Genomic DNA, 19,779 nt, shown 5'->3' with positions numbered 1-19,779 from the left:
ATCTCCTTATCACTGAAGTAGCTGCAATACCTGTGAAGGTCTTTCGTTGGCCTGTGCCATCATTGAGGTTCCCGCCTGGGAAAGAACCTGCTGTGTGGAATAAACCGTCATTTCCTCGGCCATGTCCACATCCATGATTCTTGAATAGGCGGCTGTCATATTCTCAACTGTGATATCAAGGCTGCTGGTGGTATGCTCAAGTCTGTTCTGGTATGCACCGAGCCTGCTTCGTATCGAGCTTATATCGGATATAGCTTCCTTAATGCTCTGTATTGCCCCTCTTGCTCCGATGGGATTGGCCATATCTACGTTGTAGATGCCAAGGGTTGTGAGATTAACCGCAGGGATCCTGATGTCAATTGTCTGTCCCTCGTTGGCTCCTATCTGCATTGTCATTGAGCCTGTTGCGGTGAGCTCTATCTCTATATCTCCTCTGAAAGCTTCGTCTATCTGAACCTGTATCTTCTTTCCTGTGCTGTCTCTTAATGTGAGTACATCTTCTTCGATTGTTGCCTTCATTCCGTTCGGCATATAATTGTTGCCGTTTTCATCGACTAACTGAATTCTGCTATCGCTGTTGTCCTCGAAGAAAATTCCGTTTTTATCAACATCTGTGGATCCAACCAGATGGGCATAGGATACGTCGATGCCTTTGATGGTATACTTGCCGGCATCCATAGCGTCCGAATAGCCTACCACCTTTATCTTTGAATCTGTAACCGACTCTACTGTTGCATAGGCTCTAAGGTCAAAGGATCCGTCCAGAATGCTCTGACCATTGAACTGTGTGGTTTCGGCCATTCTCTCGATCTCGTCCTTAAGAAGAGTTACCTCCGTCTGGATCATCTCTCTGTCTCCGGTTGTCAGTGTATCGTTACTGGCCTGTATCGCCAGCTGATTCATCCTCTGAAGGATCTCATGGATCTCGGAGAGTGTTCCGTCTGCCACCTGAACGATGGAGATGGCATCGTTGGCGGAATTGCCGGCAACTCCAAGTCCTTCGATCTGGGAGTTCATTCGCCTCGACATCGCAAGTCCCGATGGGTTGTCCTTGGCGTTGGCAATCTTAAGTCCGCTTGATAATCTCTCCAAAGATTCGGACAAGAGAGTGTCGTTTCTCTGAAGTGCGTTATTTGCCACCATTGCAGATACGTTGTAATTAATCTTCATTCTTACCTCGATTCTATAAAGCTTCAAGAAAAGCCTTTGCCATTTTCAGAAGTATTCCGGTTTCTGTAATATTCTTTGAGTTGCCATCCGTGGCATTAGCTGAAGCCGCGCCTTTGTTCAAAGGCTGTATCTGCGCGTGGTAAAGGATCGCTATTTTATCTTGGCCCACACCAAATTCCCTTATACTCTCTGCCAGTTTGTCGCACATTTTACGTCTAACGGTTTCTAAATATTCAGTCTCTTCGCTGCCCGGGCTTGTAGTCGTTGTCAGCATTCCGGCTATCATTCCGCCCTCTTCATACAGTGTTGCGGTGATAAGTCCGTACTCGTAAGTCTGAATACTAGCTTCCATCCGTGATTTTTGTGTGTCATCACTTTTGATTGTGATGTGCATGGAAATCTTTTGCCCGTCTATCATTGCAGGTACTTCAAAGCTGCCTCTTTCGGAGCTCTGACTCATGACGGTGAGCTGCTTCTGCATGAGCCTTATGCTCTTGACGTCGATGTAGGAGTTCTCCGGCGCCTCAAGCACTTCGGAGAGTTTGTCCGAGATCGAAGAAAGAGTATCCCTATAGGTCTTTCCATAGTTTTCTTCGCCGAGAGCTTGTGTCAAAAGGTCCTGCTCTCTTGCTATCTCGTCTCTTCCCAGATCTTCCGTCTTATCCCAAATGCTTCCGGCACGTCTGTCCCGTCTATTGGAGATCATGGCTTCAATGTTGTTTAAGGTAACCTCTAGCCCAAGCGCATTTAACTCATCCACCGCTCCGGCGGCTGCCTTAGATGAAGCTATGTCTCTTATTTCTCTGACCTGCTGCTTGTAAAACTCGTTGTTTAGTTCCTTATCCTCACCTGCTTCTTCCAGCTTGTCAGCAAGCTCGTTTAAAAGAGTCCTGTCATCGGGTTTTACTTTTGATAGTTTTTCAGGTTCAAGATTCTCATATACTATATCGGCTTTGGCACTGTAATATCTGAAGGCCTCACTTATCTGTTCATCAATTTTTTTTGCGCCTTCCCTTGAAACGCCCTCCAGACCGCCAAAGTCATCATCTACAGTAAAATCTATGCCGCGCCTTGCCCCCGCCTGGGTTCTTGTGGCAGATAAAAGATTGCCCAGAGTCATATCTCTTCCGGTCCTTAGAACCGAACCTATGGCCTGATAATCGCCTGCCTTAAGGGTGGCAAAAAGTCTGTAGATTCCGATAAAAGAGGTTTTCTCCTCCCGAGTTATATTCTTTTGCTTCTCAAGCTTGTAGATAAATCTTGAGTATTTCTCGTCCTTACCTGAGTTATCTCTTCCATTCTCATCACCTGCAAGGTTCTGATCAAGGGCCTGTCCAAGCTCTTCCAAAGTCATGGACAGCGGATTCTTGCCGTCTCTTATAAGGTCAAGGACTGCTCCGGGTTTGAGTCTGTCCAGGGTTGCCTTGAGCGTCTGATCCCAGCTTCTTACCTTCTCTATATTTTCCTCTGTGATCTCCATTTGGTTGTATCCAAGGATTCTCACAGCCCGTCTGTTATCTTCGTTTAGCTCCTCTCCCTTTTCCTTTAGAAGCTCATCTATATTTCCAAAGGCCTTTTTGATGCTGTCGCCAAGGTCCGGTCTTACCTCTGTCTCCAGTACTTCATAGCTCTTTTGCGCCTTGCTGTAGGAAAGGGTGAGCTTGTGTGAAGTAGCACTTATCTCTGAAAGACTTGCGCTGCCAAACTCATCTGCCATGGCACCGACAACATCAACCGGACCGGACTTAATCACATTTACTCTTGTGATAGTCATGTTAAGGACGGTGCTCTGAGTCTTAGTATCTACGCCTGTTATCTCATCAAGCGCTATACCGGCGCTCTCATCTGCAGCGTTGCCAAGGATGCTTTTTAACTTATCGATGAGATCCTGCATTGGAGCTGTATCTATTGAGAACCCGCTGGAAAGAAGCTGGTGGTTGGCGTTGGCTGTCATCTTCATGCGGACTTCCTCAAGCTGGAGTCTTGCCTTGATAAAACGAGGATCCTGACCATCCACTGTGATATCGTTTGCCGCTCCGCTCGCCAAAGCCCTTGTCTCAGTATCAAGATTCTTGATGTTCAGTGTTTTTCCGTAAGCGATGACTCTCTTGATGCCATCGTCGCTAATATTCCTTGTTACTCTTTCAAGATTCTGAGCCCTGGAATAAAGGCTCTTACTGTTGTACAGGTTTGCATCAGTGACCTTTTTCATATCATAAAGAGCTGATGCTATGGCCTCTGCGGCTTTATCCTCAGTTATGGGGAATTCTATACTTTTAAGCTCAGTGGCTGCTGTAAGGTTCTCCGGTGTAAGGGGGATTCCCTGCTCAACTATCCACTTGGCTGTGTCTCTTACTTCCAAATTACCTGTATCAAGGTCTGCTTCTTCTATAATCTTATCTATCTGGGGCGCAAGCTGCTGCCAGTCGAAGTCCTCAGCCTTCTGTGCGTAGTAGCCGCCCATCTCCTGGGAGTAGAAACCTCTCTGCACTCTGTCCATACCATTGGTACTGTGGGATGCGAAATAGAGATTCTCAATGGTGGGCTGCATCTTGTTGAGCACCATGAATTTGACAGCACTGTCATCAAGAGCCGTCATGTTCTTTATCTCATCGTAGGCTACCTTGGCTGCCTTCACGTTCTCTCCGGTAAGAGGCACATCATTCTCATGAAAGCTCTTCTGAATAGCTGCGGCAAAGGACTCGCTTCCGGTGATGCGGGATAGCTTCTCAAGGCTAAGGTCATCATTATAACCTGTTATCTCCACACCGGATTCAAGGAGCACACTCTTTATTTTGTCGATAATTGTAACTGTTTCCGAAGGGTCCAGATTCCTAAGATCAAATCCATCCTCACAGGCCTTGGCATAGTCTTCTGCGGACATGGTATTTGAAAGGAGCGCCATATAGTTATGCTGCGTCAGAACATCCGTGTTCTGTGCCATCTGGCTCATATCGTCGAGGGATCTTGCTTTTCTTGAATAGGCTTCGTTTCCGAATAAGCTGGTATCAAGATCCACAGAAAAAGCGGTAAGGCCATCCATGGCATTGCTGCCGATCCTGGAATAAGTTGGTCTCCCCATATCCATCCCTGATGTATTCAAACTCTGGGAAACCTTCTGATCGGATACAGTATTAAAAGTAATGTTCATATTCGCCTCATAAATTACGTGCAAAACAATAGAAGGTGATGAACCTATCATTCATCACCTTCTATTTCGGCTAGTGCCGCAAAATTCTTAACCGTTTAAATTAAATAGCATTTATGCCTTTTTCTTGGCTGCAGTCTTTTTTGCAGGCTTCTTCTCCTTAGGCTCCGCTTCTTTCTTTACTTCTTTCTTTACTTCTTTTTTAGCTTCCTTCTTCTCTTCCTTGGCAGGCTCCTTAGCGTCTGCGTTCTGGAAAACAAATACCTCAGCTCCGTAAGGAGGAAGATCAAAGGTAATGCTGTAATCCTTGTAGTCGCAAAGTCCGGGAACAGCCTTGATCTTGGCAGGTATACCGCTGCCCATGCCGCCGAAGCGCTCCTCTGCGCTGTCCAGGAGGTGTGTGTAGGTTCCGGCAAATGGAACACCTACCATGAAGCCCTTGCGCTCTACAGGTGTCATATTGATAACAAAGAGTATATTGTCCTTGCCGTTAATTGCTCTTCTGTAGAAGCTGTAGGTGCTGCGCTCCTTGTCATCAGCGTTGATCCATTCAAATCCGCCCCAGTCGTTGTCGACTTCGTACATGGCGGGATATTTTCTGTAAATCTTAAGGAGTTCGGATACATAATCCTTCATTCCTCTGTTGAGGGGGTTGGCAAGAAGGAACCAGTCAAGTTCTCTCTTCTCACTCCACTCACGCTCCTGGCCGAAGTCCTGGCCCATGAAGAGGAGTTTTTTGCCGGAGTGTCCGAACATGTAGGTATAGCCGGCGCGAAGGTTGGCGTATTTATCAACCTTGTATCCGGGCATCTTCTCAAGCATTGAGCACTTGAGGTGTACAACCTCATCATGGGAAAGAGGCAGGATATAGTTCTCCGCGTCATTGTAGCTCATTGCGAAGGTCATCATGTAATGTGCGCCCTGTCTGAAATAAGGGTCAAGCTTCATGTATTCACAGAAGTCATGCATCCATCCCATATTCCACTTGAAGGCAAAGCCAAGGCCGCCATCTTCGGGCCTTGCGGTAACCTTGGGCCATGCTGTTGATTCCTCGGCAATGGTGAGAACTTCGGGATAGGTGCCCCTTACAACACTGTTGAAGTGCTTGAAGAACTCAATTGCCTCAAGGTTCTTGTTGTCGCCGTATTTATTGGGTACCCACTGTCCGTCCTTCTTGCCGTAGTCCAGATACAACATGGAAGCCACTGCGTCTACACGAAGTCCGTCAATGTGGAATTTTCTGATCCAGTAGAGTGCATTGGCGATGAGGAAGTTCCTTACCTCATTCTTCTCAAGATTGAATATCTTGGTGCCCCAGTCGGGATGTTCGCCCTTTCTTGGGTCGGGATGTTCGTAGATGCAGGAGCCGTCAAAGCAGGCAAGTCCAAACTCATCAGGGCAGAAGTGTGCGGGAACCCAGTCAAGGATGACGCCGATGCCTGCCTTATGAAGCTTGTTCACAAGGTACATGAAGTCTGTAGGCTCACCGTATCTGGATGTTGGCGCATAGTAGCCTGTTACCTGATATCCCCAGGAGCCGTCAAAAGGGTGCTCCGCAATACCGATAAGCTCGATGTGGGTGTACTGCATCTCCTTGAGATACTCAACAATCCTGTCTGCGAACTGCCTGTAAGTATAGAAACCATCCTCGGTTCCGTCTGGATGTTTCATCCAGGAGCCGATGTGGCACTCGTAGATTGCAATGGGAAGACGGTTAACGTCCTTGCCCTTGATGCTGTCATACCATTTGTCATCAGACCACTTGAATCCTGACAGATCCGTTGTTCTTGATGCATTCCCGGGACGCAGCTCTGCGTAGTTGGCATAAGGATCTGCCTTGTAGAGCTTCCTGCCGTCCTGTGTAGTGATCATGAATTTGTAGAGCGTTCCTATTCCTACTCCGGGAATAAAGAGCGTCCAAATGTTGCCGGTCTTGGAACGCTGCATCTGATGTGCGTTCTCATCCCAGTTGTTGAAATCTCCTACCACATGAACATCTGCCGCATTTGGTGCCCATACTGCAAAAAAGAATCCTTTTTTGCCGCCTTCTTCTGAAGGATGAGCTCCTAGCTTCTCATAGATCTCATAATGAGTTCCCTGTCCAAAAAGATATTCATCAGCCTCAGATATAAAAACTTTCTGACTCATATTTTTTCCCCCTCGGTCAAAAGTAATTATAGTAATTAATGCATAAAGTCTTTTTCTCTTAAAATAACCATATCGTTCTCGTCATAACGCTTGTTAACGATGATGTCCATGAAATGACCCACGGACTTCTTCTCTGCGTAGTAAATGGCGTCGTCCACGATATCCTTGACCTCTGCCACAGTTACCTCGTGGTCAAGGGTCTGTCTCTCGGAGATTCTGGTGTGAAGAGCCAGAATTCCCAGATTGTCGATGGCATACTCTTTTTCAAGGGCATACTGTCTTGCGTAGGCAACCAGCGAATCGTCGTCAAGGGCCTCTATATCAACCCTGGCGTTGAAACTCTGCTGAAGGGAAGGATTCTTGTCAAGGAATCTGTCCATGTCTTCCTTGGTGTCTTCCATAACTATTACAAGGCCCTTGTTCTCCTCCTGAAGAACCTTCAGAAGCTCGCTGACTGTCTCCGGAAGAAGGTCTGCTGCCCTCTGTATGATGAGAGCGCCGTTGGCCAGCTTGTCAAAAATGGCTCCAACGCTCTTCTTGTTAAGTGTATTGGCTGTGATCTTGGCAACCTTGCCGCTGAAGTTGGAATCGGAGGCCTGCATTGCCTTGATAAGTCCCTTGGCAAGATTGACGGTGCCGGCTCCCTCTTCTCCGGTTACGATGGCATTGCCGGAAAAAGCGTCCATGCTGAGATTATCAATCGCGTTGATTATCTGCCTCCTGGACTTCTTGTGGTGGATGTAGGGGCCAAAAAGCTCCTTCTCCTCGGGAGTCATGGTCCTTACGCGCTCCTCCATCTCACGGTTACCGATGTGGTGCTTCTTGGGACCCGGTTCGGACTTGACATCCTTTTTATCTGATGAGGTATCTTTGCCTGATTCTGGCTGCTTATTATCTTCAGAAGAGTCCTCATCGTCATCTTCGTCGTCAGAGTCATCCTCTGAACTATCTGCGGAAGTATCTGCAGGTTCGTTATCGGAAGCGTTCTCTGCCTCTTTGGCACTGCCTGCTTCTTCAACTGATTCTTCAGACTTAGCCTCCTTTGCAGGTGTTTCGCTACTCTCAGCTGAAGTTTCATCGGTATTCTCTGCAGGAGTCTCATTATCGTTCTCTGCAGGGGGTTCGCTGTCAGCGTCTTCCGGCTCAGCTGATTCTTCTGCAGTTTCGGAAGGTGTTACAGCCTCCTCAGGCTGCTCTGCAGCGCTGTCCTCTGTCTCCGTAATATTCTCATCTGTGAGGACATCATCAGCGTCCTCGTCCTCATATGAATAGTTGCCGTTATCGGCATCTTCCATATTCTCGCTGTCCATTACCTCGGCAACCGCTTCATTTATTACATCCTCGCTGCCGCGGCTCCAGTCGCCTCTTCCGGAAGCCTTGTCGTGGCGCTCCTTCTTGATGGCATCTGAAATAGCCTTCTCAATCTTCTCCTGAAGGCCTGCCTTGGTTTTCTCATCAAAGTCAGCAAACATGTCGCCGGTCTCATCGGCAACTCTCTTCTTGACTCTCTCAAGCTGCTTCTGCTGCTGGCTCTTCTTGAACTGCTCCCAGTTCTCCATGTACTCGGCAATGCTGATCTGGCCTGTGATCTGTTTCTCAACCATAGGCTCGGGCTCAACAGCCATACTTATCTGACCGTCTGACTCCTGTGACAGGATCCTCTCGAAATGAGAAGGCATCTGGTAGCTGGCGTTAGGGTGGATAACGGCTCCGGGTACCTCATCCTCAAGGGGTTTCTCCTCATAGGTCGCAGGACCAAATGTTGTTGGAATCGGCGGTATTTCTTTTGTATTGCGCTCTACAAATTCCTTGAATTTGACTGAATCATCTGAACGAAGCTCGGCAAAATCCGGCTGCGAAACGCCCCCTTCAAAGTCCTCGGGATTCTGGTAACCCTCGTTTTTGGCTTCTCCGAGAATAGGGCCGTTTCCGCCGTATTTGATATCTATTCCAAGCTCAGGAGCTGTGGGAATGTCCTGGGTCTGTGTGTCGAAAAAGACCTCCTGCATGGTTCCGGTGGCTGACTGCGACACAGCAGCAAAGGCAGGTGAAAAGCTCCTGGTCTCATCACCCGGAACCTGTTCCTGCGGGGTCTCCTGTTCATCATATATCTCTGCCGTATCAGGTTTTAGCTGTTCCTGTACAGGCTCATAGATTCTGGTCTCGTCAGTGAGCTTACCTTCGGCAAAGGCCTCTTTTAACCCCTGCGCCAGCGTCTCCTGAAGGTTCATGGTGTTATAGTCGCTGATGTCTACAGATGGTTCCTTGATCTCACTGATGTGAGGGTATCTGATCTGGTAAGGATCGTACTCAGGCTCTGCGGCGGGCTCCTGTGAAGGTTCCTGTTCCTGCTTAAGCGCTTCTTCCGCTCTCACCTGGGCCTCAGTGATAACCTCACTTACAGATTCAAATTCAGCAGTATCGGGCTCCGGCATGATCTCCTGTGAAGAATCGCCGGCAAGCTGCTTGTACTGGCCTGCATTATATATCTTGATGTCCTCGTCGGTTACGGGAGGCATCTCCTTGGTGGGCTGCTTGATCTCGATGGTTCCGGTCTCATCCTTGCCCACTTCATCCTTCTCGCTTACGATGGCTGTATCTACCTGTCCGCCGTGAGCTGCCTTGAGTCTTGCATATCTGTCCTGCTGCTCAGGTGAAAGGGGCTCGTGTAAAGCCTTGAGTTCCAAGGCCTTCATAACATATCTGCCCTCTCCGAACCACAGGAACATCTCGTCGCATTCCTCGATACACTCGGTGGTAAGGCCCACACGGTGATAGAGATACGCAAGTTCATATGCCCATCTTTCACGGTAATCATGCTTCTTATATTCTTCGAGTACGGCAATTCTCTCCTCAAGACTTACGTCCTGGGCCTCGTAGAGCTTGTACTGAAGTATGTATCTTCCGGTGTCTCGCGGTGCTATCCTTACAAATTCCTTGTAATACTCAACCGCCTGAACGAACTCGCCCATTTTGATGGCCAGCTCGCAAAGAGAATAAACGATGGCTCTCCCCGTAGGGTGCCTGTCATAAGCCATAAGGAGTATATCCCTGCTCTCCTCATAGCGTCTGTTGATCTTATATAAGTCGCTGATGGTGCACAACATGGTGACGCTCTTGACGCGCTTCCAGTCAATAGTGTCAGCGATCTTTACTGCATCGGCATACTTGCCTTCCCCAATCAAAGCCTTAATTTCATCGGCTCGAATTTTGTATTCGACTTTATCCAAAATATCCACCCTTTTTTAGTAAAAAAAATTATGATACGAATTGCTCCGTTGAAAAGAACTCTCGCAATTCTAAAAACATTCGGAATCCGCAAAAATGCTACTTCCTCATGTTTTGAGGGTCCCAAATTCATAATGAGGATCATGCAAGCATGACCACATTATGACCTTTGTCCCCTATCATAATACTATATATAGTGTTAGTTTAACATAGCGCACTACCTTTGTAAAATATCTGAGAGCTGTGCAAACTGCTCTAATGTCAGCACTTCTCCTCTTGCCCTTTCGTCAATCCCCATTTCTGCAAGGGCATCGGTAACCTGCTGCCTGGAAACACCAAGCTGTGGGCTACTAGACAGAGAGTTGGAAAGTGTTTTCCTTCTCTGGTTAAAAGCGGTTCTGATCATGTCAAAAAGGAATTTCTCATCCTTAACTGTTACCTTGGGCTGCTCATAGCGCTCAAGATGCACTACGGCAGAGCCAACTCCGGGCTGTGGGATAAAAGAGCTGGGAGGAACCTCCATAACTTCTGTTGCCCTGGCATAAAATCCCACTGCCAGTGAAAGTGATCCGTAGTCCTTACTTCCGGGTCCCATACTCATGCGGTCCGCAACTTCCTTCTGAACCATAACCGTCACACTCTCTATAGGAGCGCCGCTCTCAAAGAGCTTCATGATTATGGGAGTTGTTATGTAGTAAGGAAGATTGGCTACGACCTTGATGGGTCTTCCCTCATTATATTTATTAACGATCTCCTCTATATCAACCTTGAGGACATCCTCATTGATAACTGTTATGTTGTCGTATTCAGACAGGGTATCCGCAAGAACGGGGATGAGAGTCTTGTCGATCTCCACTGCCACAACCTTTTTGGCGCTGTCCCCAAGATACTGGGTCAGGGTTCCGATGCCGGGGCCGATCTCAAGAACGCAGTCCTTGTCTGTGACACCTGCTGCCTCTACAATTCCCTCAAGAACACCGTTATCTATAAGAAAGTTCTGACCGAACTTCTTTTTGGCGCTCATATTGAATTTGGCCAGAACCTCTTTTGTCCTGGCTGGATTACCTAAATATGCCATAGTATTCCTCTTTTATGTGTTAAATCCCATACATGTTCTTGGCGTTCTCAAGGGTGATGCGTTCCACCTCTTCCTTGGAAATGCCCTTGATCCGGGCAATCTCTTCCACCACGTATGGAATATAGGTGGAATTGTTGCGCTTGCCGCGATAAGGCTCAGGAGCAAGATACGGACAATCGGTCTCAAGAAGGATCCTGTCCATGGGAGTGACCTCAACCACTTCCCGCATCTTACGGCCGTTCTTAAATGTAACAACGCCGCCGATGCCTATATAGAAGCCCATATTAAGGCAGATCTTCGCAATCTCCGCAGAATAGGAAAAACAGTGTACCACACCTCCAATTTCCTCGGCATGAGCTTCCTTCATGATATTGATCGTATCCTCTGCTGCTTCCCTTGAATGAATGATAACGGGAAGTCTCTGCTCTCTGGCAAGATCAAGCTGTCTTCTGAACCATTTCTTCTGTATATCCCTTGAGGGCTCGGGCCAGTGATAATCAAGTCCGATCTCACCGATGGCAACGCATCTGCCATCCTCACTCCACTCCCGAAGGAGCTCTATATTATCTTCGTTAAGCTCAGCGCTGTCACTGGGATGTACACCAACAGCTGCATAAACAAAATCATATCTATGTGCCAGATCAAGGGAGTTCCTTGTAGTCTCAAGGTTAGCCCCAACGTTGACTATACAACCTATTCCGGCATCCTTCATAGACGCAAGAAGCGCCTCTCTGTCTTCATCAAAAGCCTCATCATCATAATGGGCATGTGTATCAAAAATCATATTATCCTCCAAATTACCATATATAAAATACCACAAAATCCGCACAAATCACAGTATTTATGTGGGATGAATTCGCCCTTTGGAAGATTAAAAATGACTATTACAGATATTCTCAGTCCAAAAATATGGAAACTCCCAAAAAATTTTTCGCCTCCAAAGCCTTGTAATTACTGGATTTTCTAAAAAACTAATAAAAAAATTAAAATTTTTTCAAAAAAGTGCTTGCAATTACCTTCTGAGCGTAGTATAGTATCACTTGTCGTTAAGACATGGCACCGCCACTAAATAATAAAAATGCGCTGCTAGCTCAGTTGGTAGAGCACCTGACTCTTAATCAGGTTGTCCAGGGTTCGAGACCCTGGCAGCGCACGCCGAGTACTGTTTTCGTAGGTATATCCTATGGGGATGGTACTTTCTTTTTGCGCGTAAATAGAGCCATGCAAAAAGAGATACATGCATTCGCCGTGGGAGCTTGCTCACTAAGGTGAATGTATGTATCTCTTTTTATACGGCGAAGCCGCGACAACGAGGAAGTCTGCTTTTTAGACTTCCGAGTCTGTCGGCATGGCGGAATAGTGGGTATCACCCCCACTCAATTCGCCCTAATATCAATCCCCCAGCAAAACGGCGCAATTCCATCCCCCCACGTATACACCAGATAGTACTTTCCATCCGACACATCCGCATCTATCGTGTCATCAAATCCAAAGTTTCTCTCAATTTCCTCCAGATTCTGGCTCTCCTGCTTCTGTACCAGAAGATCATACTTCCCTTTTCTATACGCACTGTAATGCTCTTCTATATCTTCAATCGACAGATCAGAATGAAGCAAAGCCGCACCGTAATACTGCATTTTATTGCCATTTCCGTTCAGATTTCCCGCCAGATAAAACGTCTCAGAGATTTCCGTCTGCTCCGGAAGCGGTAAATTTTTAATTCTGTTCATATCTTGCTTTGCAGCAAAATCGTTCATTAATGGCGGGAAAAAGATATTAACTACAAATAACGCAATTAAGCCTATACATATTACTATAAATACTACGATGCTCCTGCTTTTTTTCATTATCCATTTGCCTCTTCAAAATGTTTACGGGGATTCATCACCCATAAAAATTCTTAATCTCATCCGGATGCGCCGAAAGGAACTCTATTACATTCTCCGCAGTAACATCACTGACATTCTCACCAATCCAATCAGTAATAGTTTCCATGCCATAGTCTCCGTAGCTGAAATTACCCCATCCATCAACATAGCCACCAAGAAGTACAGCAACCGCATCGCCGCCTCGTGACATGATAACGATCATATCCTCTGCTCCGTCTTTGTCCACATCGCAGAATGCAATATCATCCACACTGTCAAACTCAGCAGAATCCCCAACATTTCTTCTGGGGTATACTGTCTGAACAACTGCATTATCTTTGATAATCTCAATATTGGGTCCAAGACCTGTATATTTTACTCCGCAGAAGGTGGTCTCTCCGCTATCAGTCACAGGAGCCGCAATGATCTTATCTGCTCCTTTTTCCCACAGTTCGCGGTTTGCGGCAAACAGATACTGATCAGGTGAATCCGCTCTTTGGATCATCGTTAAGCATCTTTCATTGTCATGCATACCATCATTTACTACAACCTGCACCGTATCGCCATTTTTAACGCCTTCTGTACAAGTTACCTGGCTATAATTTGTATCACTTACCTGATGAAAAAGAATGTCAGAATCTTCTACATATGTATATCTCACCAAAGATACATCAAAATTCTTAATCCCCGTCTTGGCTTCCACAAAGTCTCTGACATCCTGTCCTGAAAGGGCTACGAGATCATATTCAACAGAGTCAAAAAACTCATCTGCCTCAAGATAAGCATCCAGATCTTCCTGTGAATACTCGCAGTTCTCAATACCGGCTCCGTTATAAAGCACAGATGCCCAGTTTATCTTGTCCGGCGATTCATATGGCACAGTGGCAAAACCATTATTATCCCGCTGGTTTAAATATGACTGGAAAAAACTGAGCTCATCTTCCGTAAGCTTTTCTCCATCCATAAGCTTAAAGCCTTCATGCTCAGGTTCTGCTTCCGATGCGTCTGCTATAACCGTTTCCTGCTCCTGAAGCGGCTCGGAACTGCCTTCTTCAGAATTATCCATTGTCACATCAATAAGGTCTGTAATGACATTTCCGGTATCACCATTATCTGCATTATCCTGCGCTCTATCTGCAGTATTTATGCCGTTACATCCTGTCATGATCATAGACATTGCCATCACTCCGGCAACGGCCGTTACAAATCTCTTTTTCATAATATCTCCTCTGTTACTCTTTATCTATCACCATTAGTTCCGGTTCCTTGTACCGGAGATGCCTCCAGGTTGTTGGAATATGAGGTCTTGCCCTCTCGATCCATCTCAATAACTCCGCTGACTTCCTTCCTGAACTCATCCATAGAATTGAAGGTGCGGCTCTTAACCTGCTGTCCCCTATTTCCCTCAATGGTCTTAATGGTTACCGATCCATCCGGATTCTGCACTACACTGCTGATAAATCCCACATGTCCTGATTTATCATTTGGATTGTTCGGATAGTTTCGTTTATAAAAAATATCACCCGGTTTAGGAACATAATTGGCGGTTTCAGCTTTGCTGAAATCCCTATAAAGGCCCTTCTCATCTGCATCTATCATCATGTCATAAGTTACTGCTGTGGGCTTAAGCGTTGTATCTCCTGACATGAACAGACACCAGGAAACAAAGGATGCACACCAGGGCTGGTTATCAGAACCCGTATATAATCCAAAGGGAGTCTTATTTCCCCATTGGCCTTGATCATTCTTGCCCTCAGTAAATCCATTCTGAGCAATAGCCCACTCCAGCCAGTCATCTTTATGTACAACTCGCTTTGAACCATCAAGATCCAGCGGATCCTCATTACCATATTGGCCGCTTAATTTTTCATATACTTTTTTCTGCTCATCGGTAAGCTCGGTCGGCTCAGGTGTTGTATTTCCTCCGTTTTGAGGATCGTTGTTATTCCCGCCAGTGCCACCGGGAGCTGTACCACCACCGCCATCATTGATTACAACCGTAAATGGGCGGCTAATTGATGCCGCTATATTACTCTCTGCGTCTTTATACGCAGCAACGATCCTCTTCTGTCCATCACTCAGCTTCTCCAATTTGACGCTGTGTGATCTGATATTCTGAGATACCATCTCCAGAGAGGGCTTTATATCCCAAAGGCTTGAATCCAGTTCAGAAATAATTGTGTCTACTTCCTTGGCCAATCCATCCAAATGCACGGATGCCTGACTCATCTGATCTGCTGCCTGTAAAACAGAATCCGGCTTAATACTGAACTTTGTTCCCATACATATTTCCTCCATTTAATACGATCATGTTGCCTAAACTATAACAGATATGGCAGGAAAATGTTGTTTTTCTGACAAATGGTATCTGAAATCGGACGAATTGCATTATTTGGTTTTAATAAACATTCCGATTCCGCCGGCGATCGCTCCGCCCACAACCATGGCAAAAGCCTCTATCGCAGCCTTACCCTGCTGCTCATCCGTCGGATTCACCTCCAGAGATCCTGTATAAAGGTACATTACTCCGGTCAATATCAGTATCACTGCCGTAATCAGCAATCCAAACTTCACTATCTTCAGAACAGTATTCATCTTTGCCTCCATTATCCACAAAATTGTTCTAGCACTTACATAATATCATGGACACCGGTGGCAGACATTACTTCGCTTATTAATCCCACCAGAAATACCATATCTTAGATACTTCAAGGCTTGCTGCCACTTCACTTATAGTACCGGTTCTCGTTCCCTGATCTACTCTGTCGGGGCAAAATGCATAATGCTCTTTAGCAAGTTCCAATGCATCACCGGCGCTTACGCACTCAGGTACTGACATTTCCATGATTTCGTGGGTAATAGTAACAGGAACCGCACCATACTTTTCAAACCAGTATTTGCAAACGGATACCATCTTATCCGGGTTAGGGCACTCATTCCATCCGCCAAAAGGAAGGTAGGCAACAACCTCCCAGGGATTGGTTGTGGGCACTTCAAAAATTATTGTCTCTAACGTGTCAGGTGCTCCGAATTCCATAAATGCGGTCACATGATTTATTGCATCCGGCTCATCATCAAATTCGCCGGCGTACTCTTCTTCTGACATCGAGGTGTCATCCAGCATTTCCTCATAGCACTCATGAAGAAATTTCTTGCCTTCTTCAGAAGAGGCTCCGCGAATCGTATCCTCCAAAGAGTATTCCTCGTCCTCAAAAATTTCCCAGTACTCTTCCAGCGTTTCGTCAACAGGAACAATAACCGGAGTGAATCCTTTCTCTTTTCCCTCGCGAAGCTTCTCTTCGTACCTCTTCATTATGTCTGAGTGGTTGCTTCCTTCAGGAAATACCTCATAGGGAAATTTACACTTTTCCACCATCTCACGAGCTGTATCGCTCATAGCCTGAGGCTGATCTCCATTATTTGAGCCGCGCTTAAAAAAATCGATTATCATCTGTCATCCTCCTTGCAATACCTTTTTCCGTAATTGTGTTTCCTCACACAGTTTGCCTAAATTATATAGTTGGACTGCGCAGCGCTCAATAATTCATAGGATGAATTAAAGGCCTGTATTTTCCGTTCTTTTCAAAAAAAGTTACCACCTACCTTAAGTAAGTGGTAACTTATATCAATTCTCATATCAGATAGAAGCCGCAATCATCGGTTGTATAGGACTTAACTTTATTTCCAAAAAGATCAGCAATCTCATAGGATACCTCTCCAGCCCGTACCTTCTGCCAGGAAGCCTTGACCCTTGAGGCGTAATCACCCGGAAGTACGCACTCATCATGGGATGCGTAGATGGTGTCATATTCGTCCCCCAAAGCGATGAGCTTATCGAGAGATGCTTCATATATATCAGGCTCTCTTTTGTCCCCAAACATGTAGATATGGCCCTTCTGCACAGAATCTCCGGCGATGAGGACGCGATTATTCACATCTAGAATTGCAACGCTACCTGCAGTGTGCCCCGGAATATGTATTATCCTAAGAGGTCTTCCGCCAAGGTCTATCACGTCACCATCTGCAATTGCATGCAGTTTGGTTCCCGGATATCTGTTACACACATCGCATTTGACATAGTCATCGGGGTGTAAATAGATCTCGGAAAAAGCGCTTGTTCCTGAGGTATGATCCCCATCTCCGTGAGTGTTAAGAAGCATCAAAGGTTTGTCCGTAAGAGTAGCTGCCTGCTCCGCAGCATCCGGGCAATTCATTCCGCTGTCGATAAGAACTGCTTTTTCCTCACCGACCAGAAGAAAGAATCTTACAAAGCCGTCCTCAAAACTCCAGGTATTCTCATTAAGCTGTATAACGTCTGCCATAAATTTTGCCCCCAATTCTTTTTTCTATATGTTGATTTCATTGTTTCATCATTTTTGCATCAGCTCAGAACCGTGGTCCTTAAGCCATTTGCGCTTTTCCTTATAATCAGGAAGAACGCTCTCCACTAAAGCCCAGAACCTGTCTGAATGGTTCATTTCCTTTCGATGGCAAAGCTCATGAACTATCACGTAATCAACCACATCATCCGGCGCACGCATAAGCAAACAGTTAAAATTAAGATTTCCCTGCCCTGAGCAACTTCCCCAGCGGCTCTTTTGCATCCTTATGGTAATGCGGTTGTAGTCAACGCCAAGGACCTTGGCGTATCTATCTACCTTTGGAGGAATAACTCTTTTTGCCCTGGTTGTAAGGAGCTTGATATCCTGTGGTGTCAACAACCGGCCCTGTGGCTGGTTCTCCTGCCTCTCCTGCATCTTCCGAAAGCTCTTATCGATCCAGTCCGCCTTCTCCCCTATAAACCTGTTTATCTCCTTCTCAGGCATTTTCACAGGAGCTCTTACGATAACCCGCAGATCCCTCGTCACCTCTATAGCTAATGATTTTCTATTACTTCTTATTAACTCTATTTTGTCCATACCTGAATTATATCAAACTGCAAGAATAAAGTTGCAACCTTATTATATAGATAGTTCGCATTAAGTTTCTTTTATAATTCCATCTCATACTAAGCCAATGATTTACCAAAAACACCAGCTTCGTTCATACGCATGTTGTTGCCCGCGCTCGCACCAATAATTTCTTAGGAATCAGTGTGATCAGACAAATATGACCACAAAGTGATTATCTAGAATAATAAGAAACAAAGAGAATATACTCCTATTCCACTTATAAATCAAGGCTATTGTCCCTTTAAGGCATCAAAAAAACAGTGTATCGGATCCTTTCCGATACACTGCCTATTCATCGCAACCTTTATTTCAACATATAACGCTGTTGCCCAAATCTCATCCCTGCGCCTTCTCAGGATTCTCAAGCATCTCCTGCATTGTGTGCCATCCAAGCACCGCACACTTAACTCTGGCGGGCATGTGGGCCACATCCTGAAGGGCTGCTGCCTCATCAAGTTCCTCAAGGCTAGCTTCGTCTGTAACTTCGCCCTTGATCATGCCCATAAAGGTGCCGGCAAGCTTGATCGCATCTTCCTTGGTTCTACCGATGACCTGATCAGCCATCATATCAACAGATGCCTGGGAAATAGCACAACCGCTGCCTTCATACATGGCATCTGCTATCTTGCCGTCAACAATCTTGAGTGAAAGGGTAATATCATCGCCGCAGCTGGGATTGACGCCCCTAAGCACCAGGTCTGGTGCCTCCATCTTGCCCTTGTGAACAGGGTGAAGATTGTGCTCATTAACTATTTCTCTGTATAACTGCTTAAGCTCCATATCCCATGACCTCTCTTACTCCGGAAAGCTTTTCCAGGAATCTCTCCACTTCTTCCTCAGTATTGTAGAAATACAAGCTGGCTCTTGCTGTGGAGCCTGCTCCGATAAACTGCATAAGAGGCTGTGCACAGTGATGTCCTGCTCTTACACATACATGGTCATCGTTAAGCACTGAAGAGATATCGTGAGGATGAACGCCGTCCATGGTAAAAGTCACGATTCCGCAATGCTTGGTGTAATCCTTTGATCCATATATTTTAATATAAGGCATCTTTGCCATGCCGTCCATAAGGAGCTTTGTCAGTTTGCGCTCTTTTTCTTCGATATAATCAAATCCAACTTCTCTGATATAGTCGATTGCCGCTGCAAGTCCCACTGCATCTCCTGCGTTAACGGTTCCTGCCTCAAACTTGTGAGGAAGCTCTGCGTAGGTAGCGTCGGTTCTTGTTACGTACTCAATCATCTCTCCGCCGGTCAAAAAAGGATTCATCTTCTCGAGAAGTGCTTTTTTGCCGTAAAGAGCTCCGATTCCCATGGGAGCCATCATCTTGTGTCCGGAGAAAGCGAAGAAATCTACGCCCAGCTCCTTGACATTAACTGCCATGTGAGGTGTTGACTGTGCTCCGTCGCAAAGGACTACTGCGCCCTTGCTGTGGGCATACTCTGCGATCTCGGCAACGGGGTTGGTGATTCCCATTACGTTGGAAACATGGCCTATAGCCACGATTTTGGTCTTGTCTGTGATCTTGGAGGTGTACTCCTCCTCCGAAATAACGCCCTCCTCGTCAGGCTCAAGGAAAACCAGGGTAGCACCCTTCTTCTTTGCAACCATCTGCCAGGGAAGGAGGTTGCTGTGATGCTCCATTACTGTGACGACGATCTCATCACCCTCATTTACGTTGTCCATTCCGTAGGAATAGGCCACAAGGTTAATGGATTCTGTTGTATTTCTGGTGAAAATGATCTCTTCCGACTTAACTCCGCCAAGGAAATCAGCCACTTTGCTTCTGGCGCTCTCGTAGGCGTCTGTTGCAGCTACGCTCCAGTCATACAGGCCTCTTAAGGGGTTGGCGTTGGCTGTTTTGTAAAAATCTGAAACCGCCTCCAAAACCTGTCTGGGACGCTGTGATGTGGCAGCGTTGTCGAAATATATATAATCACCTGAATTAAGGATGTCAAAATCCTGCCTGAAATCTCGCATGGTGCTTCACCTTTTCTTTTTATATTAATGAAATGTAACTATGATATACGAATTGCTCCATGACTATCGTCATTCTCGCAATTCTACAAATATTCGGAAACCGCTAATTTACTACGTAAATTGCTAATTCCTCATATTTGTTTGGGCCATAAAGTCAAAATGCTTAACATGCCAGCATGTACGCATTTATGACTTTTGGCACCTAT

At 46.1% G+C, this 19,779-nt stretch carries 15 protein-coding genes and 1 tRNA gene; 1 reads left to right on the top strand and 15 read right to left on the bottom strand.

Annotated features, from left to right (window positions below; genetic code table 11):
- Nucleotides 1–9: 9 nt before the first annotated feature.
- The 6 genes from NXH67_RS01400 to NXH67_RS01375 form a co-directional block, all read right to left on the bottom strand.
- Complete coding sequence (locus NXH67_RS01400) at nt 10–1,197, bottom strand: flagellin N-terminal helical domain-containing protein (protein WP_272796106.1); 1,188 nt, start codon at nt 1,195–1,197, stop codon at nt 10–12.
- The gene (locus NXH67_RS01395) at nt 1,184–4,321 is read right to left on the bottom strand and encodes a DUF6240 domain-containing protein (protein WP_272796105.1); all 3,138 of its coding nucleotides are present in this window, start codon (nt 4,319–4,321) and stop codon (nt 1,184–1,186) included. Before NXH67_RS01395 ends, NXH67_RS01400 begins: the two co-directional genes overlap by 14 nt.
- A gap of 111 nt (nt 4,322–4,432) precedes the next feature.
- Complete coding sequence (gene glgB, locus NXH67_RS01390) at nt 4,433–6,466, bottom strand: 1,4-alpha-glucan branching protein GlgB (RefSeq protein ID WP_272796104.1); 2,034 nt, start codon at nt 6,464–6,466, stop codon at nt 4,433–4,435.
- A 35-nt stretch (nt 6,467–6,501) separates the two neighbouring features.
- Entirely contained in the window at nt 6,502–9,696 is a 3,195-nt protein-coding gene (locus tag NXH67_RS01385; RefSeq protein ID WP_272796103.1) for a hypothetical protein, read from the bottom strand.
- 215 nt (nt 9,697–9,911) lie between these two features.
- Complete coding sequence (gene rsmA / locus NXH67_RS01380) at nt 9,912–10,772, bottom strand: 16S rRNA (adenine(1518)-N(6)/adenine(1519)-N(6))-dimethyltransferase RsmA (protein WP_022777325.1); 861 nt, start codon at nt 10,770–10,772, stop codon at nt 9,912–9,914.
- Between the two features lie 19 nt (nt 10,773–10,791).
- A complete protein-coding gene (locus NXH67_RS01375) occupies nt 10,792–11,556 on the bottom strand; it encodes a TatD family hydrolase (RefSeq protein ID WP_022777326.1) in 765 nt (254 codons plus the stop codon).
- A gap of 296 nt (nt 11,557–11,852) precedes the next feature.
- On the opposite strand from NXH67_RS01375, the gene NXH67_RS01370 reads away from it, so the two are divergent.
- A tRNA-Lys gene (locus NXH67_RS01370) sits at nt 11,853–11,925 on the top strand.
- A gap of 223 nt (nt 11,926–12,148) precedes the next feature.
- Here the strand turns inward: NXH67_RS01370 and NXH67_RS01365 are convergent.
- The 9 genes from NXH67_RS01365 to NXH67_RS01325 form a co-directional block, all read right to left on the bottom strand.
- Nucleotides 12,149–12,502, bottom strand: coding sequence for a hypothetical protein (locus NXH67_RS01365; RefSeq protein ID WP_272796101.1), 354 nt, complete (start codon nt 12,500–12,502; stop codon nt 12,149–12,151).
- A gap of 154 nt (nt 12,503–12,656) precedes the next feature.
- Entirely contained in the window at nt 12,657–13,859 is a 1,203-nt protein-coding gene (locus tag NXH67_RS01360; protein WP_272796100.1) for a hypothetical protein, read from the bottom strand.
- 20 nt (nt 13,860–13,879) lie between these two features.
- A complete protein-coding gene (locus NXH67_RS01355) occupies nt 13,880–14,923 on the bottom strand; it encodes a CHAP domain-containing protein (protein WP_272796098.1) in 1,044 nt (347 codons plus the stop codon).
- A gap of 105 nt (nt 14,924–15,028) precedes the next feature.
- A complete protein-coding gene (locus NXH67_RS01350) occupies nt 15,029–15,235 on the bottom strand; it encodes a hypothetical protein (protein WP_022777330.1) in 207 nt (68 codons plus the stop codon).
- 79 nt (nt 15,236–15,314) lie between these two features.
- Nucleotides 15,315–16,091: a DUF4253 domain-containing protein gene (locus NXH67_RS01345; RefSeq protein ID WP_272796097.1), complete on the bottom strand. Its 777-nt coding sequence runs from the start codon at nt 16,089–16,091 to the stop codon at nt 15,315–15,317.
- A gap of 181 nt (nt 16,092–16,272) precedes the next feature.
- Nucleotides 16,273–16,962 (bottom strand): MBL fold metallo-hydrolase, encoded by a 690-nt coding sequence (locus NXH67_RS01340; RefSeq protein WP_272796096.1) that lies wholly within the window; start codon nt 16,960–16,962, stop codon nt 16,273–16,275.
- A 48-nt stretch (nt 16,963–17,010) separates the two neighbouring features.
- On the bottom strand, nt 17,011–17,559 hold the full coding sequence (locus NXH67_RS01335) for a M48 family metallopeptidase (RefSeq protein ID WP_272796095.1): 549 nt from the start codon (nt 17,557–17,559) through the stop codon (nt 17,011–17,013).
- 369 nt (nt 17,560–17,928) lie between these two features.
- Entirely contained in the window at nt 17,929–18,372 is a 444-nt protein-coding gene (gene sufU / locus NXH67_RS01330; RefSeq protein ID WP_022777334.1) for a Fe-S cluster assembly sulfur transfer protein SufU, read from the bottom strand.
- Complete coding sequence (locus NXH67_RS01325; protein ID WP_022777335.1) at nt 18,362–19,573, bottom strand: aminotransferase class V-fold PLP-dependent enzyme; 1,212 nt, start codon at nt 19,571–19,573, stop codon at nt 18,362–18,364. The genes sufU and NXH67_RS01325 overlap by 11 nt, the downstream gene beginning before the upstream one ends.
- Between the last annotated feature and the right edge of the window lie 206 nt (nt 19,574–19,779).

The sequence above is a fragment of the Butyrivibrio sp. DSM 10294 genome, assembly GCF_028539135.1.
In the GTDB taxonomy this organism is placed as follows: domain Bacteria; phylum Bacillota; class Clostridia; order Lachnospirales; family Lachnospiraceae; genus Butyrivibrio.
This window is presented reverse-complemented; position numbering and strand designations above follow the sequence as displayed.

Bases quoted from the DNA above. Each gene is read 5' to 3' on its own strand.
- NXH67_RS01375 (WP_022777326.1), bottom strand. From the start codon at position 11,556: ATGATTTTTGATACACATGCCCATTATGATGATGAGGCTTTTGATGAA.
- NXH67_RS01395 (WP_272796105.1), bottom strand. From the start codon at position 4,321: ATGAACATTACTTTTAATACTGTATCCGATCAGAAGGTTTCCCAGAGT.
- glgB (WP_272796104.1), bottom strand. From the start codon at position 6,466: ATGAGTCAGAAAGTTTTTATATCTGAGGCTGATGAATATCTTTTTGGA.
- rsmA (WP_022777325.1), bottom strand. From the start codon at position 10,772: ATGGCATATTTAGGTAATCCAGCCAGGACAAAAGAGGTTCTGGCCAAA.
- NXH67_RS01325 (WP_022777335.1), bottom strand. From the start codon at position 19,573: ATGCGAGATTTCAGGCAGGATTTTGACATCCTTAATTCAGGTGATTAT.
- NXH67_RS01365 (WP_272796101.1), bottom strand. From the start codon at position 12,502: ATGAACAGAATTAAAAATTTACCGCTTCCGGAGCAGACGGAAATCTCT.
- NXH67_RS01335 (WP_272796095.1), bottom strand. From the start codon at position 17,559: ATGGACAAAATAGAGTTAATAAGAAGTAATAGAAAATCATTAGCTATA.
- NXH67_RS01355 (WP_272796098.1), bottom strand. From the start codon at position 14,923: ATGGGAACAAAGTTCAGTATTAAGCCGGATTCTGTTTTACAGGCAGCA.
- NXH67_RS01350 (WP_022777330.1), bottom strand. From the start codon at position 15,235: ATGAATACTGTTCTGAAGATAGTGAAGTTTGGATTGCTGATTACGGCA.
- NXH67_RS01345 (WP_272796097.1), bottom strand. From the start codon at position 16,091: ATGATAATCGATTTTTTTAAGCGCGGCTCAAATAATGGAGATCAGCCT.
- NXH67_RS01340 (WP_272796096.1), bottom strand. From the start codon at position 16,962: ATGGCAGACGTTATACAGCTTAATGAGAATACCTGGAGTTTTGAGGAC.
- NXH67_RS01360 (WP_272796100.1), bottom strand. From the start codon at position 13,859: ATGAAAAAGAGATTTGTAACGGCCGTTGCCGGAGTGATGGCAATGTCT.
- sufU (WP_022777334.1), bottom strand. From the start codon at position 18,372: ATGGAGCTTAAGCAGTTATACAGAGAAATAGTTAATGAGCACAATCTT.